The organism is Pararhizobium sp. PWRC1-1, assembly GCF_049897905.1.
GTDB lineage: Bacteria > Pseudomonadota > Alphaproteobacteria > Rhizobiales > Rhizobiaceae > Pararhizobium.
In genome coordinates, this window is the sequence record NZ_JAFCXE010000005.1 from 55,357 (window position 1) to 73,018 (window position 17,662).

General features: G+C 60.9%; 21 protein-coding genes. 7 read left to right on the forward strand and 14 right to left on the reverse strand.

Annotation, left to right across the window (positions count from 1 at the left end):
- Positions 1 to 69: 69 nt before the first annotated feature.
- Together grpE and hrcA are read right to left on the reverse strand one after the other, a co-directional pair.
- Positions 70 to 684: a nucleotide exchange factor GrpE gene (gene grpE, locus ACP7E0_RS09970; protein ID WP_426124639.1), complete on the reverse strand. Its 615-nt coding sequence runs from the start codon at positions 682 to 684 to the stop codon at positions 70 to 72.
- 115 nt (positions 685 to 799) lie between these two features.
- Positions 800 to 1,858: a heat-inducible transcriptional repressor HrcA gene (hrcA, locus tag ACP7E0_RS09975; protein ID WP_426124641.1), complete on the reverse strand. Its 1,059-nt coding sequence runs from the start codon at positions 1,856 to 1,858 to the stop codon at positions 800 to 802.
- A gap of 210 nt (positions 1,859 to 2,068) precedes the next feature.
- Here hrcA and rph point away from each other — a divergent pair, with 210 nt between their 5' ends.
- From rph to hemW, 4 genes are all read left to right on the forward strand, one after another.
- A complete protein-coding gene (gene rph, locus ACP7E0_RS09980; RefSeq protein WP_426124937.1) occupies positions 2,069 to 2,788 on the forward strand; it encodes a ribonuclease PH in 720 nt (239 codons plus the stop codon).
- Positions 2,789 to 2,791: 3 nt separating this feature from the next.
- Positions 2,792 to 3,208, forward strand: coding sequence for a VOC family protein (locus ACP7E0_RS09985; protein WP_426124643.1), 417 nt, complete (start codon positions 2,792 to 2,794; stop codon positions 3,206 to 3,208).
- 41 nt (positions 3,209 to 3,249) lie between these two features.
- A complete protein-coding gene (locus ACP7E0_RS09990) occupies positions 3,250 to 3,918 on the forward strand; it encodes a non-canonical purine NTP pyrophosphatase (protein ID WP_426124644.1) in 669 nt (222 codons plus the stop codon).
- 284 nt (positions 3,919 to 4,202) lie between these two features.
- Positions 4,203 to 5,378, forward strand: a complete 1,176-nt coding sequence (hemW, locus tag ACP7E0_RS09995) for a radical SAM family heme chaperone HemW (RefSeq protein WP_426124646.1) — start codon at positions 4,203 to 4,205, stop codon at positions 5,376 to 5,378.
- 99 nt (positions 5,379 to 5,477) lie between these two features.
- On the opposite strand, the gene ACP7E0_RS10000 is transcribed toward hemW, so the two are convergent.
- Positions 5,478 to 5,966 (reverse strand): MarR family winged helix-turn-helix transcriptional regulator, encoded by a 489-nt coding sequence (locus tag ACP7E0_RS10000; protein ID WP_426124648.1) that lies wholly within the window; start codon positions 5,964 to 5,966, stop codon positions 5,478 to 5,480.
- An 82-nt stretch (positions 5,967 to 6,048) separates the two neighbouring features.
- On the opposite strand from ACP7E0_RS10000, the gene ACP7E0_RS10005 reads away from it, so the two are divergent.
- The gene (locus ACP7E0_RS10005; RefSeq protein WP_426124650.1) at positions 6,049 to 6,951 is read left to right on the forward strand and encodes an EamA family transporter; all 903 of its coding nucleotides are present in this window, start codon (positions 6,049 to 6,051) and stop codon (positions 6,949 to 6,951) included.
- On the opposite strand, the gene ACP7E0_RS10010 is transcribed toward ACP7E0_RS10005, so the two are convergent.
- The 10 genes from ACP7E0_RS10010 to ACP7E0_RS10055 form a co-directional block, all read right to left on the reverse strand.
- The gene (locus ACP7E0_RS10010) at positions 6,941 to 7,723 is read right to left on the reverse strand and encodes a pyrroline-5-carboxylate reductase family protein (protein ID WP_426124651.1); all 783 of its coding nucleotides are present in this window, start codon (positions 7,721 to 7,723) and stop codon (positions 6,941 to 6,943) included. The genes ACP7E0_RS10005 and ACP7E0_RS10010 overlap by 11 nt on opposite strands.
- Entirely contained in the window at positions 7,720 to 8,967 is a 1,248-nt protein-coding gene (locus ACP7E0_RS10015; RefSeq protein ID WP_426124653.1) for an aminopeptidase, read from the reverse strand. Before ACP7E0_RS10015 ends, ACP7E0_RS10010 begins: the two co-directional genes overlap by 4 nt.
- Before the next feature lie 88 nt (positions 8,968 to 9,055).
- Positions 9,056 to 9,940 (reverse strand): MBL fold metallo-hydrolase, encoded by an 885-nt coding sequence (locus ACP7E0_RS10020; protein WP_426124655.1) that lies wholly within the window; start codon positions 9,938 to 9,940, stop codon positions 9,056 to 9,058.
- Between the two features lie 10 nt (positions 9,941 to 9,950).
- Positions 9,951 to 10,424: a Cys-tRNA(Pro) deacylase gene (gene ybaK, locus ACP7E0_RS10025; protein WP_426124656.1), complete on the reverse strand. Its 474-nt coding sequence runs from the start codon at positions 10,422 to 10,424 to the stop codon at positions 9,951 to 9,953.
- 3 nt (positions 10,425 to 10,427) lie between these two features.
- Positions 10,428 to 10,778 carry an ArsC family reductase gene (locus tag ACP7E0_RS10030; RefSeq protein ID WP_426124657.1) on the reverse strand — a complete coding sequence of 117 codons (351 nt, stop codon included), beginning with the start codon at positions 10,776 to 10,778 and terminating at the stop codon, positions 10,428 to 10,430.
- Positions 10,779 to 10,850: 72 nt separating this feature from the next.
- Complete coding sequence (phnX, locus tag ACP7E0_RS10035; protein ID WP_426124659.1) at positions 10,851 to 11,630, reverse strand: phosphonoacetaldehyde hydrolase; 780 nt, start codon at positions 11,628 to 11,630, stop codon at positions 10,851 to 10,853.
- Complete coding sequence (locus ACP7E0_RS10040) at positions 11,627 to 12,757, reverse strand: TIGR03364 family FAD-dependent oxidoreductase (RefSeq protein ID WP_426124660.1); 1,131 nt, start codon at positions 12,755 to 12,757, stop codon at positions 11,627 to 11,629. Before ACP7E0_RS10040 ends, phnX begins: the two co-directional genes overlap by 4 nt.
- A 175-nt stretch (positions 12,758 to 12,932) precedes the next feature.
- Entirely contained in the window at positions 12,933 to 13,991 is a 1,059-nt protein-coding gene (locus ACP7E0_RS10045) for a M14 family zinc carboxypeptidase (protein WP_426124662.1), read from the reverse strand.
- Between the two features lie 184 nt (positions 13,992 to 14,175).
- Positions 14,176 to 15,090: an alpha/beta fold hydrolase gene (locus tag ACP7E0_RS10050; RefSeq protein WP_426124663.1), complete on the reverse strand. Its 915-nt coding sequence runs from the start codon at positions 15,088 to 15,090 to the stop codon at positions 14,176 to 14,178.
- Between the two features lie 170 nt (positions 15,091 to 15,260).
- Positions 15,261 to 15,881 (reverse strand): 2'-5' RNA ligase family protein, encoded by a 621-nt coding sequence (locus ACP7E0_RS10055; RefSeq protein ID WP_426124665.1) that lies wholly within the window; start codon positions 15,879 to 15,881, stop codon positions 15,261 to 15,263.
- Positions 15,882 to 16,067: 186 nt separating this feature from the next.
- Between ACP7E0_RS10055 and ACP7E0_RS10060 the strand changes: the two genes are divergently transcribed.
- Positions 16,068 to 16,631, forward strand: coding sequence for a methylated-DNA--[protein]-cysteine S-methyltransferase (locus ACP7E0_RS10060; RefSeq protein ID WP_426124666.1), 564 nt, complete (start codon positions 16,068 to 16,070; stop codon positions 16,629 to 16,631).
- Between the two features lie 58 nt (positions 16,632 to 16,689).
- The gene (locus tag ACP7E0_RS10065; RefSeq protein WP_426124668.1) at positions 16,690 to 17,253 is read left to right on the forward strand and encodes a methylated-DNA--[protein]-cysteine S-methyltransferase; all 564 of its coding nucleotides are present in this window, start codon (positions 16,690 to 16,692) and stop codon (positions 17,251 to 17,253) included.
- A gap of 22 nt (positions 17,254 to 17,275) precedes the next feature.
- Here the strand turns inward: ACP7E0_RS10065 and ACP7E0_RS10070 are convergent, their stop codons facing one another.
- Complete coding sequence (locus ACP7E0_RS10070; RefSeq protein WP_426124669.1) at positions 17,276 to 17,635, reverse strand: antibiotic biosynthesis monooxygenase family protein; 360 nt, start codon at positions 17,633 to 17,635, stop codon at positions 17,276 to 17,278.
- Between the last annotated feature and the right edge of the window lie 27 nt (positions 17,636 to 17,662).

Below are 17,662 nucleotides of genomic sequence, written 5' to 3' on the forward strand. Positions count from 1 at the left end.
CGGGGATTGGCCGCCAAGAAATCAGTGCGGCGGTTATCGCCCCATGCACGGCATGGAGCGACCTCAGCCTCAAGCTTCCGGGTTTTCTTCTGCCGCAACCACCTTCGGGCCGCCCTTGGCGACGCCGACCATGGCGGGACGCAGGACGCGTTCGCCGATGGTGTAGCCGGCCTGAACGACCTGGACGACGGTGTTGTTCGGAACTTCCGGGTTCGGAACTTCAAACATTGCCTGATGGAAATTCGGATCGAACTTCTGGCCGACCGGCTCCAGCTTCTGGACGCCATGACGCTCCAGTGCCGACAGCATGGCGCGCTCGGTCATCTCGACGCCTTCGATCAGTGCGTTGAAGCCAACATCGCCGGCCTCGCGCGCTTCCGCCGGAATGGCATCGAGCGCGCGGCGCAGGTTGTCGGACACGGCCAGCATGTCGCGGGCAAAGCCGGCGACGGAATAGGATTTTGCATCCTTGACGTCGCGCGCGGTGCGGCGGCGCAGGTTGTCCATTTCAGCGGCAAGGCGCAGATAGCGGTCGCGCATGTCGGCGGCTTCAGCCTTGGCAAGCTCTAGCGGATCCGGCTCGGAAACGGCGGTATCGACCTGCTCGTCGGCGGCTTCGGCATAGGCGGCAGCTGCTTCGTCCGCGTTCGCTTCAGCACCGTGTTTGTTCATATCGTCGGTCATGACGGTCTCCGGAATGTCAATATATCTAGGATTTGGTGTCGATATCGAGCTTTGAAGCCGAAAAATCAAGGGTACAATCGAAAGCTGCCGGAAAAACCGGCTGCTTCCCGGCCGATTATCGCGACAAACGCGACATCAGCTGCGCCGTATAGTCCACCATCGGCACGATGCGCGAGTAATTCAGCCGCGTCGGCCCGATGACCCCGACAGCGCCGACGATCTTGTCGTCGCTGTCCCTGTAGGGCGCGACGATCAGCGACGAGCCGGACAGCGAGAACAGCTTGTTTTCCGACCCGATGAAGATCCGCACCCCCGGCCCGCTTTCGGCCAGATTGAGGATTTCGATCAGGCTGTCCTTCTTTTCCAGATCGTCGAACAGCATGCGCAGGCGGTCGAGATCCTCGGCACCGGCCAGTCCCTCGAGCAGATTGGCACGGCCGCGCACGATCAGCTGCGTCGGCTTGTCATCCGCCTCGCTGCCCGACCAGATGGCAAGGCCACGCTCGACCAGGTCCTGGCTCAGCGTATCGAGTTCGCGCCGGACCGTTTCCTTGACCTTTTCAAGCTGGCCACGCACCTCGGGCAGCGTCTGCCCGGCGAGATGGGCATTCAGGAAATTGGCCGCTTCCGTCAGCTGCGAGCTGGTGACGCCGGCCGGCAGCTCAATGATGCGGTTTTCCACCTGGTCATGTTCGCCAACAAGGACCGCCAGCGCCTTGGTCGGCGCCAGCCGGACGAACTCGACATGCCGCAGCACCGGATCGTTCTTGGCGGTAATCACCAGCCCTGCCCCGCGCGACATGCCCGACAGCATCTGGCTGGCATCGTTCAGCAACGTCTCGACAGGCTGGTCGCGGTCTACGCGGCGGACATGCCGGTCGATCGAGGCGCGATCCTCGGGCGACAAATCGCCCACCTGCATGAAGGCATCGACGAAGAAGCGCAGGCCATTTTGCGTCGGCAGGCGCCCGGCGCTGATATGTGGCGAATAGATCAGGCCAAGGTCTTCGAGATCGCTCATGACGTTGCGCACGGATGCCGGCGACAGCGACATCGGGAGGATGCGCGACAGACTGCGGGAACCGAGCGGTTCACCGCTTTCCAGATAGCTTTCCACAATGCGACGGAAGATCTCGCCCGAACGCTCGTCAAGCGCCGAAAGCCTTTCCCGCATTGCAGATTTATCCACCATCATTCGAACGCAAAAACCCATGTTGTTGAAGTCAATTGAAATATAGTGATCCCGGCCCGGATAGCAAAAGGGAAATTGGCTGGAGAGCCCGCCGTACAGCGCCTTTTGGCCCTACTCCACTCTTTTAGCGCAAATGATTTCCCTTCCTCCGAACTTAGGTTAGAAGGCTGACAAACATCAAAGGAGTTCATGATGCGGCCTTCCGGCAGAAAAACCGACCAGATGCGCAAGGTTTCCTTCGAGCGCAATGTTTCCAAACATGCAGAAGGATCCTGCCTGGTAAAGTTCGGCGATACGCATGTGCTGGTCACGGCGAGCCTGGAAGAAAAGACGCCGCCATGGCTGCGCAACAGCGGCAAGGGCTGGGTCACCGCCGAATACGGCATGCTGCCGCGCGCCACCGGCGAGCGTATGAAGCGCGAGGCTGCGTCGGGCAAACAGAGCGGCCGCACCCAGGAAATCCAGCGACTGATCGGCCGGTCGCTTCGCGCCGTGGTCGACCTGAAGGAACTCGGCGAACGTCAGATCTCGATCGATTGCGACGTCATCCAGGCCGATGGCGGCACCCGCACCGCCTCGATTACCGGCGCCTGGATTGCGCTGCGCGATTGCCTCGCCTGGATGGAAGCGCGCAACATGATCAAGGTGGAAAAGGTCCTGAAAGACCATATCGCTGCGATCTCCTGCGGTATCTTCGCCAATCAGCCGGTGATCGACCTCGACTACCTGGAAGACTCGGCCGCTGAAACCGACGCCAATTTCGTCATGACCGGCTCTGGCGGCATCGTCGAAATCCAAGGAACGGCAGAAGGCAAGCCTTTTTCCGAAGAGGAATTCGGCACGCTGCTCGGCCTTGCCAAGAACGGCATTGCCGAACTGGTCGGCATGCAGAAGCAGGCAATCGGGGGCTGAGCCATGGCCGCACCGTTCGAAGGCATTCTGGAGACGGCGCTTTACGTTGACGATCTCGATGCGGCGGAGGCGTTTTACGGCTCCGTTCTCGGTCTTGAGAAAATCAGCCGCGCCGGCAACCGGCATATCTTCTTTCGCTGCGGCCCCGGCGTTCTCCTGATCTTCAATCCGGCGGAGACGCTCAAACCGCCGCTGGCAGACGGGCTGCAGGTTCCGCCACATGGCACGCACGGCCCGGGACATATGTGCTTCCGGGTGCCGAAAGGCCAGCTCGGCGGCTGGGAAGAGAAGCTGAAGACCGTAGGTATTGCGATCGAAACCGAGGTGCTTTGGCCATCGGGCGCACGCTCCTTCTATTTCCGCGATCCGGCCGGAAACAGCCTGGAATGCGCCGAGGCCAGCCTCTGGGCTATCGATTGACACGAATGGGCGGCGACTGACCGCCGGATGAGAAAGGCGCCATGCGCAAGCTTGAAGACAAGACCCTGATCGTTGCCAGCCACAATGCCGGCAAGATCCGCGAAATCCGCGACCTGATCGGCCCGATGGGCTTTGAAGCCAAATCGGCGGCCGATCTCAATTTCGTCGAACCGGACGAGACCGGCACGACCTTCGAGGAAAACGCCACGATCAAGGCGCTGGCCTCGGCAAAGGCCTCCGGCCTGCCTGCCCTTTCGGACGATTCCGGCCTTGTCGTCGATGCGCTGAACGGCGATCCGGGCGTCTACACCGCCAATTGGGCGGAGACTGCCGACGGTACGCGCGATTTCGCCATGGCAATGCAAAAGGTCGAGACCGCTATTCAGGAGGCAGGCGCCACCGCCTTCGACCGGCGCACCGGCCGCTTCGTCTCGGTGCTGTGCCTTGCCTGGCCGGACGGTCATGTCGAGCTGTTCCGTGGCGAGGTCGAAGGCCATATCGTCTGGCCGCCGCGCGGGGACCAAGGTTTTGGTTACGACCCGGTCTTTCAACCGCTCGGCTACGACACCACATTCGGCGAAATGAGCGGTGACGAGAAGCACGGCTGGAAGCACGGCTGGAAGCACGGCTGGAAGCACGGCGATACGGACGCGCTGTCGCACCGCGCCCGGGCGTTCAAGCTTTTTGCGGAGACGTGCCTGAGTGCGTAAAGTGATGGCTTCGCCGATTCTTTGCCAGTTTTTCAGTGGCCACCTCAATCTCCGAGGTGGTAATTGACGGGTCAACCATCCTCCGTCATCCCTGTGCCCGTCACAGGGATCCAGCAGCGCCGCGTCTGCGGCGCGATAGGCTCCTTCACGCGACGGACGTCGCGTGGCTGGATTCCTGTGACAAGCACAGGAATGACGGTGTAGTAAGTTGCGATGCCAAGCAACCAACATACGACACGACCTTAACGACATCGCGCCCGAGCGCCTGAAAGACCCAAACCAGAATGGCCACTTTTTCTTCCATCGGTGACAGCAAGGAGCCCGGATTCGGGGTCTATGTGCATTGGCCCTTCTGTGCTGCCAAATGTCCCTATTGTGACTTCAACAGCCATGTCCGGCATCAGCCGGTCGATCAGCCACGTTTCGTCACGGCGTTTCTGACCGAAATGGCCGCGATGCGGCACATGTCGGGGCCACGCACCGTCACCAGCATCTTCATGGGCGGCGGCACGCCATCGCTGATGAACCCGGCGACGGTCGAGGCCATTCTCGACGGCATTGCCAATCTCTGGCATGTGCCCGACGGTATCGAGATCACCATGGAGGCCAACCCCTCCAGCGTCGAGGCAACCCGTTTTCGCGGCTACCGCGCCGCTGGCGTCAACCGAGTTTCGCTCGGCGTCCAGGCGCTGAACGACCGGGATCTCAAGTTTCTCGGCCGGTTGCACAATGTCGAGGATGCGCTGAAGGCGATCGGCCTGGCGCGCGATATCTTTCCGCGCATGTCGTTCGATCTGATCTATGCCCGCCCGAACCAGACCGTCGAGGCCTGGGAGCAGGAGTTGAAGCAGGCCGTCTCCTATGCCGTCGATCACCTGTCGCTCTACCAGTTGACGATCGAGGAAGGCACGCCTTTCTACGGCCTGCACAAGGCGGGCAAGCTGATCGTGCCCGACGGCGAGCATTCCGCCGTGCTCTACGAAGCAACGCAGGAGATCACCGAAGGTTTCGGCATGCCGGCCTATGAGGTTTCCAACCATGCAGCACCTGGCGCCGAGAGCCGCCACAACCTCACTTACTGGCGCTATGGCGACTATGCCGGCATCGGCCCGGGCGCCCATGGCAGGTTGACGCGCGGCCGCGACAAGATCGCCACCGCGACAGAACGCAAGCCGGAAACCTGGCTGCAACTGGTCGAGGACCATGGCCACGGCATGGTCGATCAGGAAGTGCTGGGCTACGGCGAGCAGGCCGACGAGCTGTTGCTGATGGGCCTGCGTCTGAAGGAAGGCATAGACCTCGTCCGCTGGCAGGACCTGTCCGGCCGCGAGCCCGATCCGGACCGCGAACAGTTCCTGATCGAACATGGCTTCATCGAGCGGCTGGGCAATTCCCGCCTGCGCTGCACGCCGGCCGGCATGCTGATCCTCGATGCCGTGGTTGCCGATCTCGCCTGCTAGAGCAATTCCAGTAAAAGTGCGTAGCGCGTCCGGAATTGCGCAAAGACAAAAAGTTAGAGCGTTTTCGCGGTTCGAAGAAAAGCGGAAATGCTCTAAGTCTTACTCGAACGAAGCCAGATACTTTTTGGCGATTGCATCCAGCGCTTTCCGCTCGTCCGGATCGAGCAGCGCCGTCAACCGGTGCTGGTTGGCGACATGGACGGTGACAGCGCGCTCGACCAGATCGAGCCCTTCCGGTTTCAGTGCGATCAGCACGCTGCGACGATCCTCCGGGTTGGTCAACCGCTCGACGAGCCCTGCCTTTTCCAGCTGATCGATCCGGTTGGTCATCGTGCCCGACGTGATCATCGTCGTGGCCAGCAGATCGCCGGGCGATAACCGATAGGGGTTGCCGGAGCGGCGCAGGGCCGCCAGCACGTCGAAGCTCGCCGACGACAGTCCAAACTCTGAAAAGGTCTTCTCGACCTCGCGGCTGAGATAGGTCGATAGCCGCGCCAGCCTGCCGAGAAGGCCCATGGGCGCGACTTCAAGGTCCGGGCGCTCCTTGCGCCATTGCGCCAAAATTCTATCGACGTGATCTTCATCCATGGTTTTCTGGTACGCAGAATTCATCTTGACGTCAAGATAATCGATGATATCCTGATTTTATCTTGAAATCGAGATACTTCAAATGAAGACAAAACCCTCTTCCCTCACCGACATCGGCCTGACCGCGATTGCACCCGCCATCTGGGGCAGCACGTATCTGGTCACCACAGAATTCCTGCCGCATGGTTATCCCCTCACCGTCGCCATGCTGCGCGCTTTGCCGGCAGGTCTCATCCTGCTGCTGATCGTCCGGCAATTGCCGCAAGGCATCTGGTGGGCGCGCAGCTTCATCCTGGGCGCGCTCAACTTCTCGTTCTTCTGGGCGATGCTGTTCGTCTCGGCCTACCGCCTGCCCGGCGGCGTCGCAGCAACCGTCGGCGCCATCCAGCCGCTGATCGTCGTCATGCTGGCACGGATGCTGATCGGCACACCTGTGAAGACGCAGGCGATTGTCGCCGGCATTGTCGGCATGGCCGGCGTCGGTCTGCTGGTGCTGACGCCCGGAGCGGCGCTCGACCCGATCGGCATCCTTGCCGGACTGGCCGGCGCAGTCTCCATGGCCTTTGGAACCGTGCTGACACGCCATTGGGCACCGCCCGTATCGAGCCTGACCTTTACTGCGTGGCAACTGACCGCCGGCGGTCTGTTGCTGCTGCCGGTGGCTCTGCTGTTTGAACCGGCCTTGCCAGTGCCGACCATGGCCAATGTGCTTGGCATGGCATGGCTGGGGCTGATCGGTGCCGCCTTTACCTATCTGTTGTGGTTTCGTGGCCTGTCCAAGCTCGACCCCGCCGCCGTCGCATCGCTCGGCTTCCTCAGCCCGCTGGTGGCAACGCTGCTCGGATGGGGTGTGCTGAACCAGAACCTGACGCCGCTGCAGATTATCGGCATGGCCGCTGTGCTGGTGAGCGTATGGCTCGGCCAACGAGCGCAGATGGCACCGCGTCCCGTTGCAACGGTCACAACGAAAACCGTCAGTCCTTAGCGGCCTTGTCCCTCGCGGCCGCCAGCCCCTTGGAGATCGGCCCTGCAATATCGGACGATAGCATTGCCGTCAGACCGGCGGCGGTGGTTCCGCCATAGTCGGTGAAGATTTTGACCGTATCGGCCGGCGTTTCCGAAGCGCCGGCCATCCACGTTCCGGAGCCGAGAAAGAGCTGACGGACAGCGATATCTGCAACATCCGGAGCCACGCCGTTTTCAATCGCGTCACGGATCATCACATCGGCAAAGGCGGCGATGAAGGCCGGGCCTGAACCGGTCAAGGCGGTGAAATAATCCAGATCGCTTTCCGTGGACAGTCTCGTCGTCTTTCCGGAACAGGCAAAGAAGCTGTCGGCAAAGGCCGCATCGTTATCGGTTGCGCCCGGTGTCGAAAGCCAAGGGGTGAAAGACAGTCCCTGCTCGGCGCAGGCATTCGGCATGGCGCGGATGATGCGTTCGCTGTTGAAGCGTGCAAGCAGCGCCTCTGCCGGAACTCGGGCCATGACCGAGATGACCAGCTTGCCGGACAGATCGAGGTCCAGCGCGTCGAGGTCCTCCGGCCGCACCGAAAGAATGACGATATCCGATTGCGCCGCCAGAGACCGGTTATCGGTGGTGAACCGGATATCCGGCCAGGCCTCGAAGCCTGCCGTGTTGCCGCTGCGCGACGACAGGATGAGATCGGCGGCAGCGACGAAACCCTTGGCAAGGGCCGGGCGAAGCAAGGCCCCACCCAGCCAGCCGGTTCCGCCGATGACGCCGAGCGTGGTCAAGCCCACTCGCCCTTGCGCATGACGGGAACCTTGGCGCCATCGGCACGCACGCCATCGATATCCACCTCGCCGGAACCGATCATCCAGTCGATATGGATCAGGCTGGAATTGCCGCCCTGCGCCGCGATCTGTTCCTGGCTGAGCGACGCGCCATCCAGGAAGCATTTCGAATAGCACTGGCCGAGCGCGATATGGCAGGAGGCATTTTCGTCAAACAGCGTGTTGTAGAACAGCACGCCGCTGGCCGAGATCGGCGAGGAATGCGGCACCAGCGCCACTTCGCCGAGACGCCTTGCACCCTCGTCGGTATCCAGCACCTTGTTCAGGACTTCCTCGCCCTTCGACGCCTTGGCCTCAACGATACGACCACCCTCAAAACGAACCTGAATATTGTCGATCAGCGTGCCCTGATGCGACAGCGGCTTGGTGCTCGACACATGGCCTTCGACGCGCAGCGCATGCGGCGTGGTGAAGACTTCCTCGGTCGGAATGTTGGGATTGCAGGTGATGCCGTTCTTGGCCGTCGATGCGCCGCCATGCCATTCATGACCATCGGCAAGACCAACCGTCAGGTCGGTGCCGGGACCTGTGAAATGCAGGGCGGAAAAACGCTCGCCGTTCAGCCATCCGGAGCGCTTGGCGAGATTGGCATTATGTTCAGCCCAGGCGGCGATGGGGTCGGCGACATCGACGCGGGAAGCGGCAAAGATCGCATTGGCCAGCTTTTCAACGGCAACGGCTTCCGCATCGTCCGGGAACATCTGTTTGGCCCAGGCAGGGTTGGGATAGGAGACGATGTTCCAGTTGATGTCGAAATTGGAGATCTTCTCCAGTGCCGGTTTGTAGGCCATCGACATTGCCTTGTTGGCGCGTGCCACCTTGGCTGGGTCCTGTGCTGCCAGCATCATCGGATTGTCGCCGGAGATGGCGAGACGGGCGGTATTGGTCCCGAACGCCTTGGCCATGCCGTCGTAGAGCCAGCCGCTCGCCTTGTCGAAGCTTTCGTCGGGGGCGTGGGCGTAACGGGCGAGCGTCGTTTCCTCGTCGGAATAGAACGTCGTCACCAGCCCGGCGCCGGCGATATAGGCATGCTTGGTGATCAGCCGCACCAGCGGCAGTGCCGCGATCGGCGCTGTGATCAGGAGATCCTGTCCGCGCTCGAGCCTGAGCCCCACCTTGATGGCGACTTCGGCGAGCTTGTCCAGTTTGACGGGATCGACGGCTTGATGGGCGGGATGGGTCATGGGGTGCCTGTCTGCTGAATTTACATCACGCGAAAGACTTAGTGCGCTTTGCGGCGAAATTGAAGGTGCATTTGCGCGACCGCGCCCATCATCGCAAGGCAGCGGTCATGGCGGCGATGTTGCTCTGGTGGACCGCCTCATAGGGCGCGAAATAGAGGATGGCAGCCGATGCGATGTCGGCGGCGATGAAATCTTTCAGTGGCGGGATCACAGTTTCCCCTTGCGCAATTGCTGCCGACAAACGCTCCAGATAGCTTCGGTTCGCATCGATCAGCGCCGGTGCATATTCGCCTTCGGCAATCCGGGCTCTATCACCATGGCTCGGCAGGATCCTGTCGATCGGCCATTCCCGCAGACGCCGGAGTTCGCCGATATGCGTACTGATCTGCTTGGGCTCGGCAATGTAGGTAACTGTATCCTCCAGCGTATCGCCGGCCAGCAGCAGTTTTTCGTCCGGCAGCCAAATGACATTGCCGTCGGAACTGTGGATCGCAAAATGATGCAGTTCGACCCGGCGCTGGCCAACCATGAGCTCCAGTTTTTCATCAAACAGCCGTGTGGGCATGATCAGCGGCGCAATCGGCGGATTGGCCGCTTCGATCCTGTCGCGGTTCTCCTCTAGCTTCTGCGCTGTCAACGTGAGGGCGATGATCTCGCAATCGGCAAACACGGCGGTACCGGCAATATGATCCTTATGCCAGTGGCTGAGCACAACGCGGATCGTGCGGACGCCAAGGCTCTCGAGATGTGTGCGGATCGCGGTCCCATGCGCCAGCGAGATATGGGTGTCATAAACCAGTGCGTCGTCACCATCGACGATGGCATAGGAGGCAACGCCGAGCGAGTAGGCGCCGTCATCCAGCCAATTCGGGCCTTCGGCATGCAGCCGCTTGCCTTCAATCCGCCCGTCATAATAGGCGAAGATGCCGGGATAGGGTTCAAGGATCGAAAGCGTCTCGGTCATCTGGGACATTGTGTTTCTCTCAAGCGATCAGGGGAGCTGCGACCGCGTTCAGTGCCTTGCGCGCATCATCGGGTGCCAACCGCACCTGCAGGCCGCGCTGGCCGCCATTGATATAGACCAGCGGCTCGGCAAGGGCAGCCTCCTCGATCGCCGTCGGCACCGGCTTTTTCTGCCCGAACGGGCTGATGCCGCCGACGTGGTAGCCAGTCAGCCGCTCGGCCTCGACCGGCTTCATCATATTGGCCGACTTGCCATGAAAGGCCGCCGCCAGCTTCTTCATGCTGACTTCCCGATCGGAGGGCACGACGACGCAGACCGGCTTGCCATCGACCTCCGCCATTAGCGTCTTCAACACGCGGCGCGGCTCCTCGCCCAATGCTTCGGCCGCCGCCATGCCAATCCGGTCGGCGGAAGGGTCGTAGTCATAGGTATGAACGGTGAAGGCCGCTCCGGCCTTTGTCAGCGCAAGCGTCGCGCGGGTGCTTTTCGACATGGTCTACCCTTGAAAAAGGCCGCCATAGATTTCCGGCTTGAAACCAGCGGTCAGCTTGCCGTCGTGGTCGAGCACCGGGCGTTTGATCATCGACGGTTGGGCGAGCATCAGGGCGATCGCCTTGTCTTCGTTGAGGTCCTGCTTGTCGGTATCCGGAAGCGCGCGAAACGTCGTGCCGGCGCGATTCAGCACCGTCTCCCAGCCCAAGGCTGCCGTCCAGCGCTCAAGCGCTTCGCGCGGGACGCCGGAGGCCTTGTAGTCGTGGAAATCATAGGCGATCCCCTGGCCCTCCAGCCAGGTCCGCGCCTTCTTCATCGTGTCGCAATTCTTGATGCCGTAAATGGTCACGCTCATGCTCAATCCCTTTTTACCGGTATGCGGGATAGCATGAAGATATCCGGCTGAGAATATGCCGAACCGGACGGATCAGCGCTCCAGCATATCGATCAGTTGCGGCAGATCGGCGACGGTTTCAATGATGTGATCAGCACCGGCGGCCTTGAGCTTGGCGCCGATCTTTTCATGAAGGGCCGCGCGTTCGTTCGGCGAAAGAGCGGAAAGCTCTGTCAGGGTCAGGCCAGCCTCGTTGCCCGACAGCGTCAGACCAACCGTAATGCAGCCGGCGGCCACGCCCTCGGCAATCCCAGGCTCGGTATCGTCGACCTTGATCACCGCGCCGGCCGGATAGACCATCAGGTCGAGGAAGCACTTGTACATGCCGATCGGCGTCGGGCGGCCAAGCGGCAGATCGTCGGTGCAGATGAGGTTTTCGGGCGCAAAGCCCTGTTCGGCCGCAAGCGGCAGGACGCGTTCCATGATGGAACGGGTATAGCCGGTGGTCGAGCCAATTTTCATGCCCTTGGCGCGCAGATAAGCGACCGTTTCGAGCGTACCGGGAACCAGCGTGCAATAGTCGCTGACCACCTCTTCGTTCAGCGGCACGAAGAGTTCATAGACCCTGTCGATGGCGCTTTCGTCCGGTGCCGACCCCTGCGCCGAGGTCCAGCGTGCCACGATGTGCGGTTCGGACAGCATGGCGCTGATATGGGCGCGTTTCGGCAGTCCCATCGGCTTGCGCGCATCGGCAATGGTCACGTGGACGCCGAATTTGGCAAAGGTTTCGACAAAGGCGCCCATCGGTGCGAAGGAGCCGAAATCGATGACGGTGCCGGCCCAATCGAATATGACGGCCTTGAACTTGCTCATGCGGCACTCCCATAGAGTTCATTAATGGTTTCCTCGCCGATGCCAAACGCCGTTGAGGCGCCGCATCCGGCGGTGACGACGACGACGCGGACGCTGTCGGAAGGTTTGTCGGTGAAACGCCAGCGGTCCGGCGCGGAAGCGTAGGTTCCGAGCCAACGCTCCGCGACCACGCGTCCCGGTAGATCGAGTACCCGGTCGAATTCTCCAAGGATCAGCGCATCGACGGCTTCCGAGGCAAAGGGATCGGGCGTCGTGGCGTAATGATGGCTGTCACCGACGACCAGCGAGCCATCGGCCGACTGGGTGACGATCAGGTGGATGCCGTTGTCGCGCTCCGCCTTCAGGTCGGCATCGAGGCGCTTTTTCAGCTGCTCCGCCTCGGGCAGGTCGGCATAGCCGAGATAGCGGCCGAGCCCGAGATCGGACATCACGGCCGTCTTGAAACGGACCGGCTGGCGCGGCCGCACGCGCAGCATCTGCAGCTTGCAGCGGGTGACATTGTAGGCAGCAATGCGCTCGGCAAAAAGGCCGGTGAAATCGTCGCCTGGGCAAACGACCACCGTTTCGGCCTCGATCACGCCATCCGCCGTTTCCACATGCGGCGGTTCGACCGCAGTAACGGTGGTGCTGCGCAGAAAGGTGATGCCGAGCTGCTCTTCAAGAAATCGCGCTAGCAGTGGGATCGCCGTGCGGGATTCGACGCGGATTTCGTGCGGGCTGTAGAGCGAGACGCGAGCAGCGTCGGTGCGCAGGCAGGCAATATGCTCCTGCGCCTGGCGCGCCGTCAGCCTTGCGCAGCCCTCTGCCATGTCTGTGCGCAGGAAAGCATCGATCACCTCTTCGGATTCATCGAACCGGGAGGCGAGCACCATGCCGCGCTGAACGACGGCGATGCCGGCCTTGTCGACGGTATCTGCCCAGATATCCCGCGCCCGCCGCGCCATGGTCCAGCAATCGCCGACGCCCTGGCCGGTGACGGTGACGAAACCGAAATTGCGCACCGAAGCGCCATTGGCCTGCGCATCGCGGTCGATGACGATAACCCTCTTGCCGCGTTTCGCCGCCGCATAGGCATGGGCGAGGCCGACGATACCGGCACCGACGACGGCGAGATCATAAACGGGCATGCATTCTCTCCTGCGTGCCTTGCCGGAACAGGTCCGGGCGGCTCGCGGCTAAAGAGCGCAAGTTCATAAAGGGAATATGACAACCGCCAGCGATGCGGCGATTGTCCATATTTTTCGCGCACAAAGGTCAGGCGGCTTGGTTTGCCTGCAAATCACGGGAAGCGAAGGGCATCACTCAGGCTTCGAGCGCACCCGGCTTGCGCACGGCCTTTGTCGGCTCGTCGCAGGCGATCTTCATCAGGTTGTCGCGGCGGCGGGCGAAACGCTGTGAGGTGCGCGTCGCGACCAGGCCCGCCTGGGGCGCGTGGATATCGATCGTGCCGCCTTCCATTCCCGGCGCGGTTACGATCGTCGCAAGCAGATCACCGGCAGCGACGGTATCGCCGATGGTACGATGGAACAGCACGGTACCGGTATCAGGCGCACGGATCATCTCGATATTGTCGAGCGGCGTCACCTTGCCCTTGTAAGGATCGAGAGCCGCAATGGTGCCGCCAACGGCACCGCGTGCGGCAAGAAAGCGCCAGAGCCCGTCGGCATCCTTGCGGGCCATGTCCGGATAGACGTCGCGCGTGCCGCGAAGCTCGACCGTGACGGCGAGGCGGCCGGGTAGCCGCTTTGCCTTTTCGGCTGTTTCATGCTTCCAGGCATAGCCGACAGCTTCCTCGAAGGCGCTGCTTTCGCCGTCAGCCAGAAACACGGCCTCCATATCGAGTGCCGATGCCAGATCCGAGGCTTCGGGCCAGAAGGCTTCATCGACATAGGTGTATTGTACGGATTCGTCGTCGCAATGCAGATCGAGCATTAGATCGGCACCTACCGCCATATGCAGAAGCTGCCGCTTCAGCTGTTCGACTGCCGGATAACGCTCCAGATCTTGGACCAGAGTCTGGCGCTCACCAATCGGGATTAGCGGAAACTCGCGGTTGAAATTGGTGCGCGAGCCCAGATCGAAACGCCCCTGCAAATCGCCAAAATGCGATTGCGCCGTACCGATCGGATTGGCCTGCGGGACGATGGTGATATCGCTGAGAATTGTGCCATCGGCATCGGCCTGACGCAGCTTTTCGCACAGGAAATGCAGGAGTGCTGTGCCCGGAAGTTCATTGGCATGCAATGCTGCCTGGATGTAGATTTTCGGCGCCTTGGCGTCGCTGCCCTTGAACCGGATCACCGGAAGCCGCCATTCAATACCTGGCGTATCCCCCTTGATGACGATTTCAGAACTATCCATGAATGTCCTCCCTTTTGTAATTTCAGGGGCTTATGCGGCTTCCACCCGATGCGCGCAAGATGCCAAAAATTGCAGCATGTTCGGCATCGCGGTATTGCGGCGGCCGTGAACTCACAAACTCCTTCGGCGCGTGGAACACCACACGCCGAAGGAGTGCAAAAGGGTTTTCGCAGCGGCAAAAAACTCATTTCCTGTCGAGGAAGGACCGGACCGCCGAAACGGTCGCTTCCGGCTGTTCTTCCATCAGCCAATGGCCGGATGCCGGGATCACGGCACCGGTGACATTGTCTGCGGCAGCACTGGCAACAACAGCCATGGTCGGCCCGAAGGATTTTTCGCCTCCGATGGCAAGGACAGGCATAGTCAGCTTGCCCTTGGCCAAAAGTTCCTTGTTGTCGATCGCATCCTGATCGAAGGCTGCAAACTGGGCAAACCCGGCATGCATCGCGCCGGGCTGGGCGTAGAGAGCGGCGTAGTGCTGCCGCGAAGCCTCGTCCCAATTCTTCGGATCGGCGGAGAATTCATTCCAGAAGCGATCGAGATAGATGCGCTCACGGCCAGCGACAAGGCGCTCCATATCCGGCCCGCCGAAGCGGAAATGCCAGAGCAGTGGATGCTTGAGGATTTCCTCCCATGGCCCGACACCCGGGATCGGTGCATCCATCAGCACGAATTTGGTCACGTCCTGCGGATATTGAGCAACGAAGGCGTAACCGACCATATTGCCGATATCGTGGGCGACCACATCGGTTTTTTTCACATTCAGTGCCTTCAGCACGCCGGCGATATCCTGGCCTTGCGTCTTCTTGTCGTAACCTTCAGCGGGTTTGGCAGAAAGCCCCATGCCGCGTAGATCGGGCACTATGACCGTGTGATCCCGGGCAAGATCGACAGCCAGCGGCACCCACATGTCACCGGTTTCGCCGTAGCCGTGCAACAGGACGACCGCCGGTCCCTTGCCACCGATCCGGACATGCAGCGTCGTGCCGTTGGTGGCGATTTCCTGCGTGGTGAATTCTGCGGGATATTTCGGAACGCCTTCGGCCAAAGCGGGAGCGGCGAAAGCAATAACGGCAGATGCGATCAGAGAGCGGAGCATGACGATCTTCCAACGTTGCGACGGGCCGGAATGGCCGTCTGATGCAGGCAAGATCGCATTCGCCTCCGGTTCGCGCTAGCCGCCCAACACCGGAACTTACGTTCGGGAATACCGAACAATCCAAGTACGCCTGAAGCCCGCCCCGACAGGCTTCAGGTGATAACTACTGGTCAATCCAGCAGCGGCCAGCGATCGAGATATTCGTATTCGCTCTTGCCGATGAAGCTTCGGATGAGCACGAATTCGCGCGCAACCCACCGGACAGGCTCCGCAAGCATATGCTCCGGCACCGGCGTCTCATCATAGAGCACCGTCATATGCGGCATGAAGCGCGGATTGTAGGTGAAGTTCAGACCCACAGCCCACATTTCCTTGGCAAGCTGGACATGAAGATCCATCATTTCCTCGCTGCGGATCGCATTGGCCAGAACGACAGCCTTCGCGCCGGCGAAGGACATGGCACGATCGAAGTTCACCTCGAAAGGTGCAGCCTTGACGGTGGCCATCGCTGCCGAGACGGCGAAGACGATATCGTCCGGGAAATCCGGATACTTACCGATGCCATTGAGCGAGACGTGTATCAGTTCATGCGGCCGCGGGCTTTTCGATAGGCCGTAACGCTGAGCGATATCCCTTCCAGTCTCGACGGCCTGCAACGCGACATCCCGCTCCGGCACGAGGGCTAAGAACAGATTGCTCTTTCCAAGATCGTCGGCATGTCTTTGGCGGGGCCGAAGCGCCGCGGCGCCACCGACATGACCGAACGAAAAGGACTTCTGTTCACTGCGCACAACTTCATTCCCGGCTTTTCCAAGCATGGCAGACCTCATCTCTTTTTGGATGTTGCCACTATACCCGAGTCGAGTTTTAGATCAAGAACAAAACAGGAACAATATGAATTTATTCCCACACCTCCGTGACGGATCGCGGCGAGCGTTGCGCCAATTTGACCCTGCGGCCCAGAGGGAAATATCGCCGTGGACACGGCACTCCAATGCAAGAAACGGGTGGCAGGACGAGGAAAACTGCGCGAAACTCAGACGATGATCTACGTTTACAAAATCATCGTCTCGCCTGTCGGCAGACTTGAACTGGTTGCCCAAGGCGATGGTTTGGCTGCCATTCTCTGGGAGAAGGATGACCCGAAGCGGGTCAGGCTCGGGGAACGGTCAGAGGGGCCAGATCACCCTGTTCTGCTTGAAACGGAACGGCAACTGGCGGAGTATTTCGCGGGCGTCCGGACGGACTTTAGCGTCCGGCTTGATCTGGCCGGCACGCCATTCCAGAAGGCGGTTTGGGAGGCACTGTTGACAATCCCTTTCGGCGAAACCCGAACCTATGCCGGCATCGCACGGCAGATTGGCCATCCAAAAGCGTACCGGGCGATGGGAGCAGCCAATGGCAAAAACCCGGTGTCGATCATCGTGCCCTGCCACCGCGCCATCGGATCGGATGGGCAGTTGCATGGCTTTGCCGGGGGGCTGGATGCCAAGCGATATCTGCTGGCACTGGAGCGCAACCGCCTCAACGCGGCAGCCTGACCGGCGACAAAGCAATTTTGACCCGCTGCCTTGCGCGGGGAACGGAAGGAACGGAACAATGGCAGAGAAAGCACAGACCTATCACGTCTTCGAAACAGCTGGCGGCTATTGCGGCATTGCCTGGAACGATATCGGCATCACTCGGTTCCAGTTGCCGACGCGAAGTGCTGAAGCCACCGAACGCAACGTGATGCGCCGCGTGCCAAGCGCCGAACGCGGTGCGCCGACGCCCGCTATCAGCGAGCTCATCACTGCCGTCCGGCGGTATTTTGACGGCGAGACCATCGACTTCTCAGATGTAGCCCTCGATCTTGATGGTCAGGACGAATTTTCCCGGCAGATCTACCATGTGCTCCGCCGCGTTGGCTGGGGCCATACGACCACCTATGGCAGTCTCGCCAAGGCGCTTGGCGCCGGGCCGCAAGCCGCCCGCGATGTCGGTCAGGTGATGGCCAGGAACCCGGTGCCTTTAATCATCCCATGCCATCGCGTACTTGCCGCGGGGGGCAAGGTCGGGGGATTTTCAGCACCCGGCGGCGCGACGGCCAAGGTCCGGATGCTGGAACTGGAAGGTATCCATGTCGGCGCAACGGAGCCGGCGCAACAGTCACTGCTGCTGTGATCTACCAAGCAGCCTGAAATATTCAGGTGGCACTCGCCTTATCAACAATTGCAGGCTGCGGCTCGACGTCGCCGATCGCACGAAACGTCAGGCGTGTGCCGCTCGTTGACAGCCGGTTGAACACGGTCTCCAGCGCAGCCATCCGTCCCTTGGTATCCGACTTTTGCTCGAAGTCGCGAAAGGCTTCCTCGTTCTCCCATTCCACGACGGCACGGACAATCCCGCCATCGGTGCTGGCCAGAAACCGGGCTACGATAAAGCCGGGATACGTGGCAACCCAATCGTTTTGAATCTGCGCAAACGCCAATGCAATGTCCGGCTGACTTTCAGCGCCGGACGACGTGTAGTCGATCATCGAATAGAAGCGGTCGGAAGGTTTCATTCGCTCTTTCCTGCAAGCTGCTGGCGG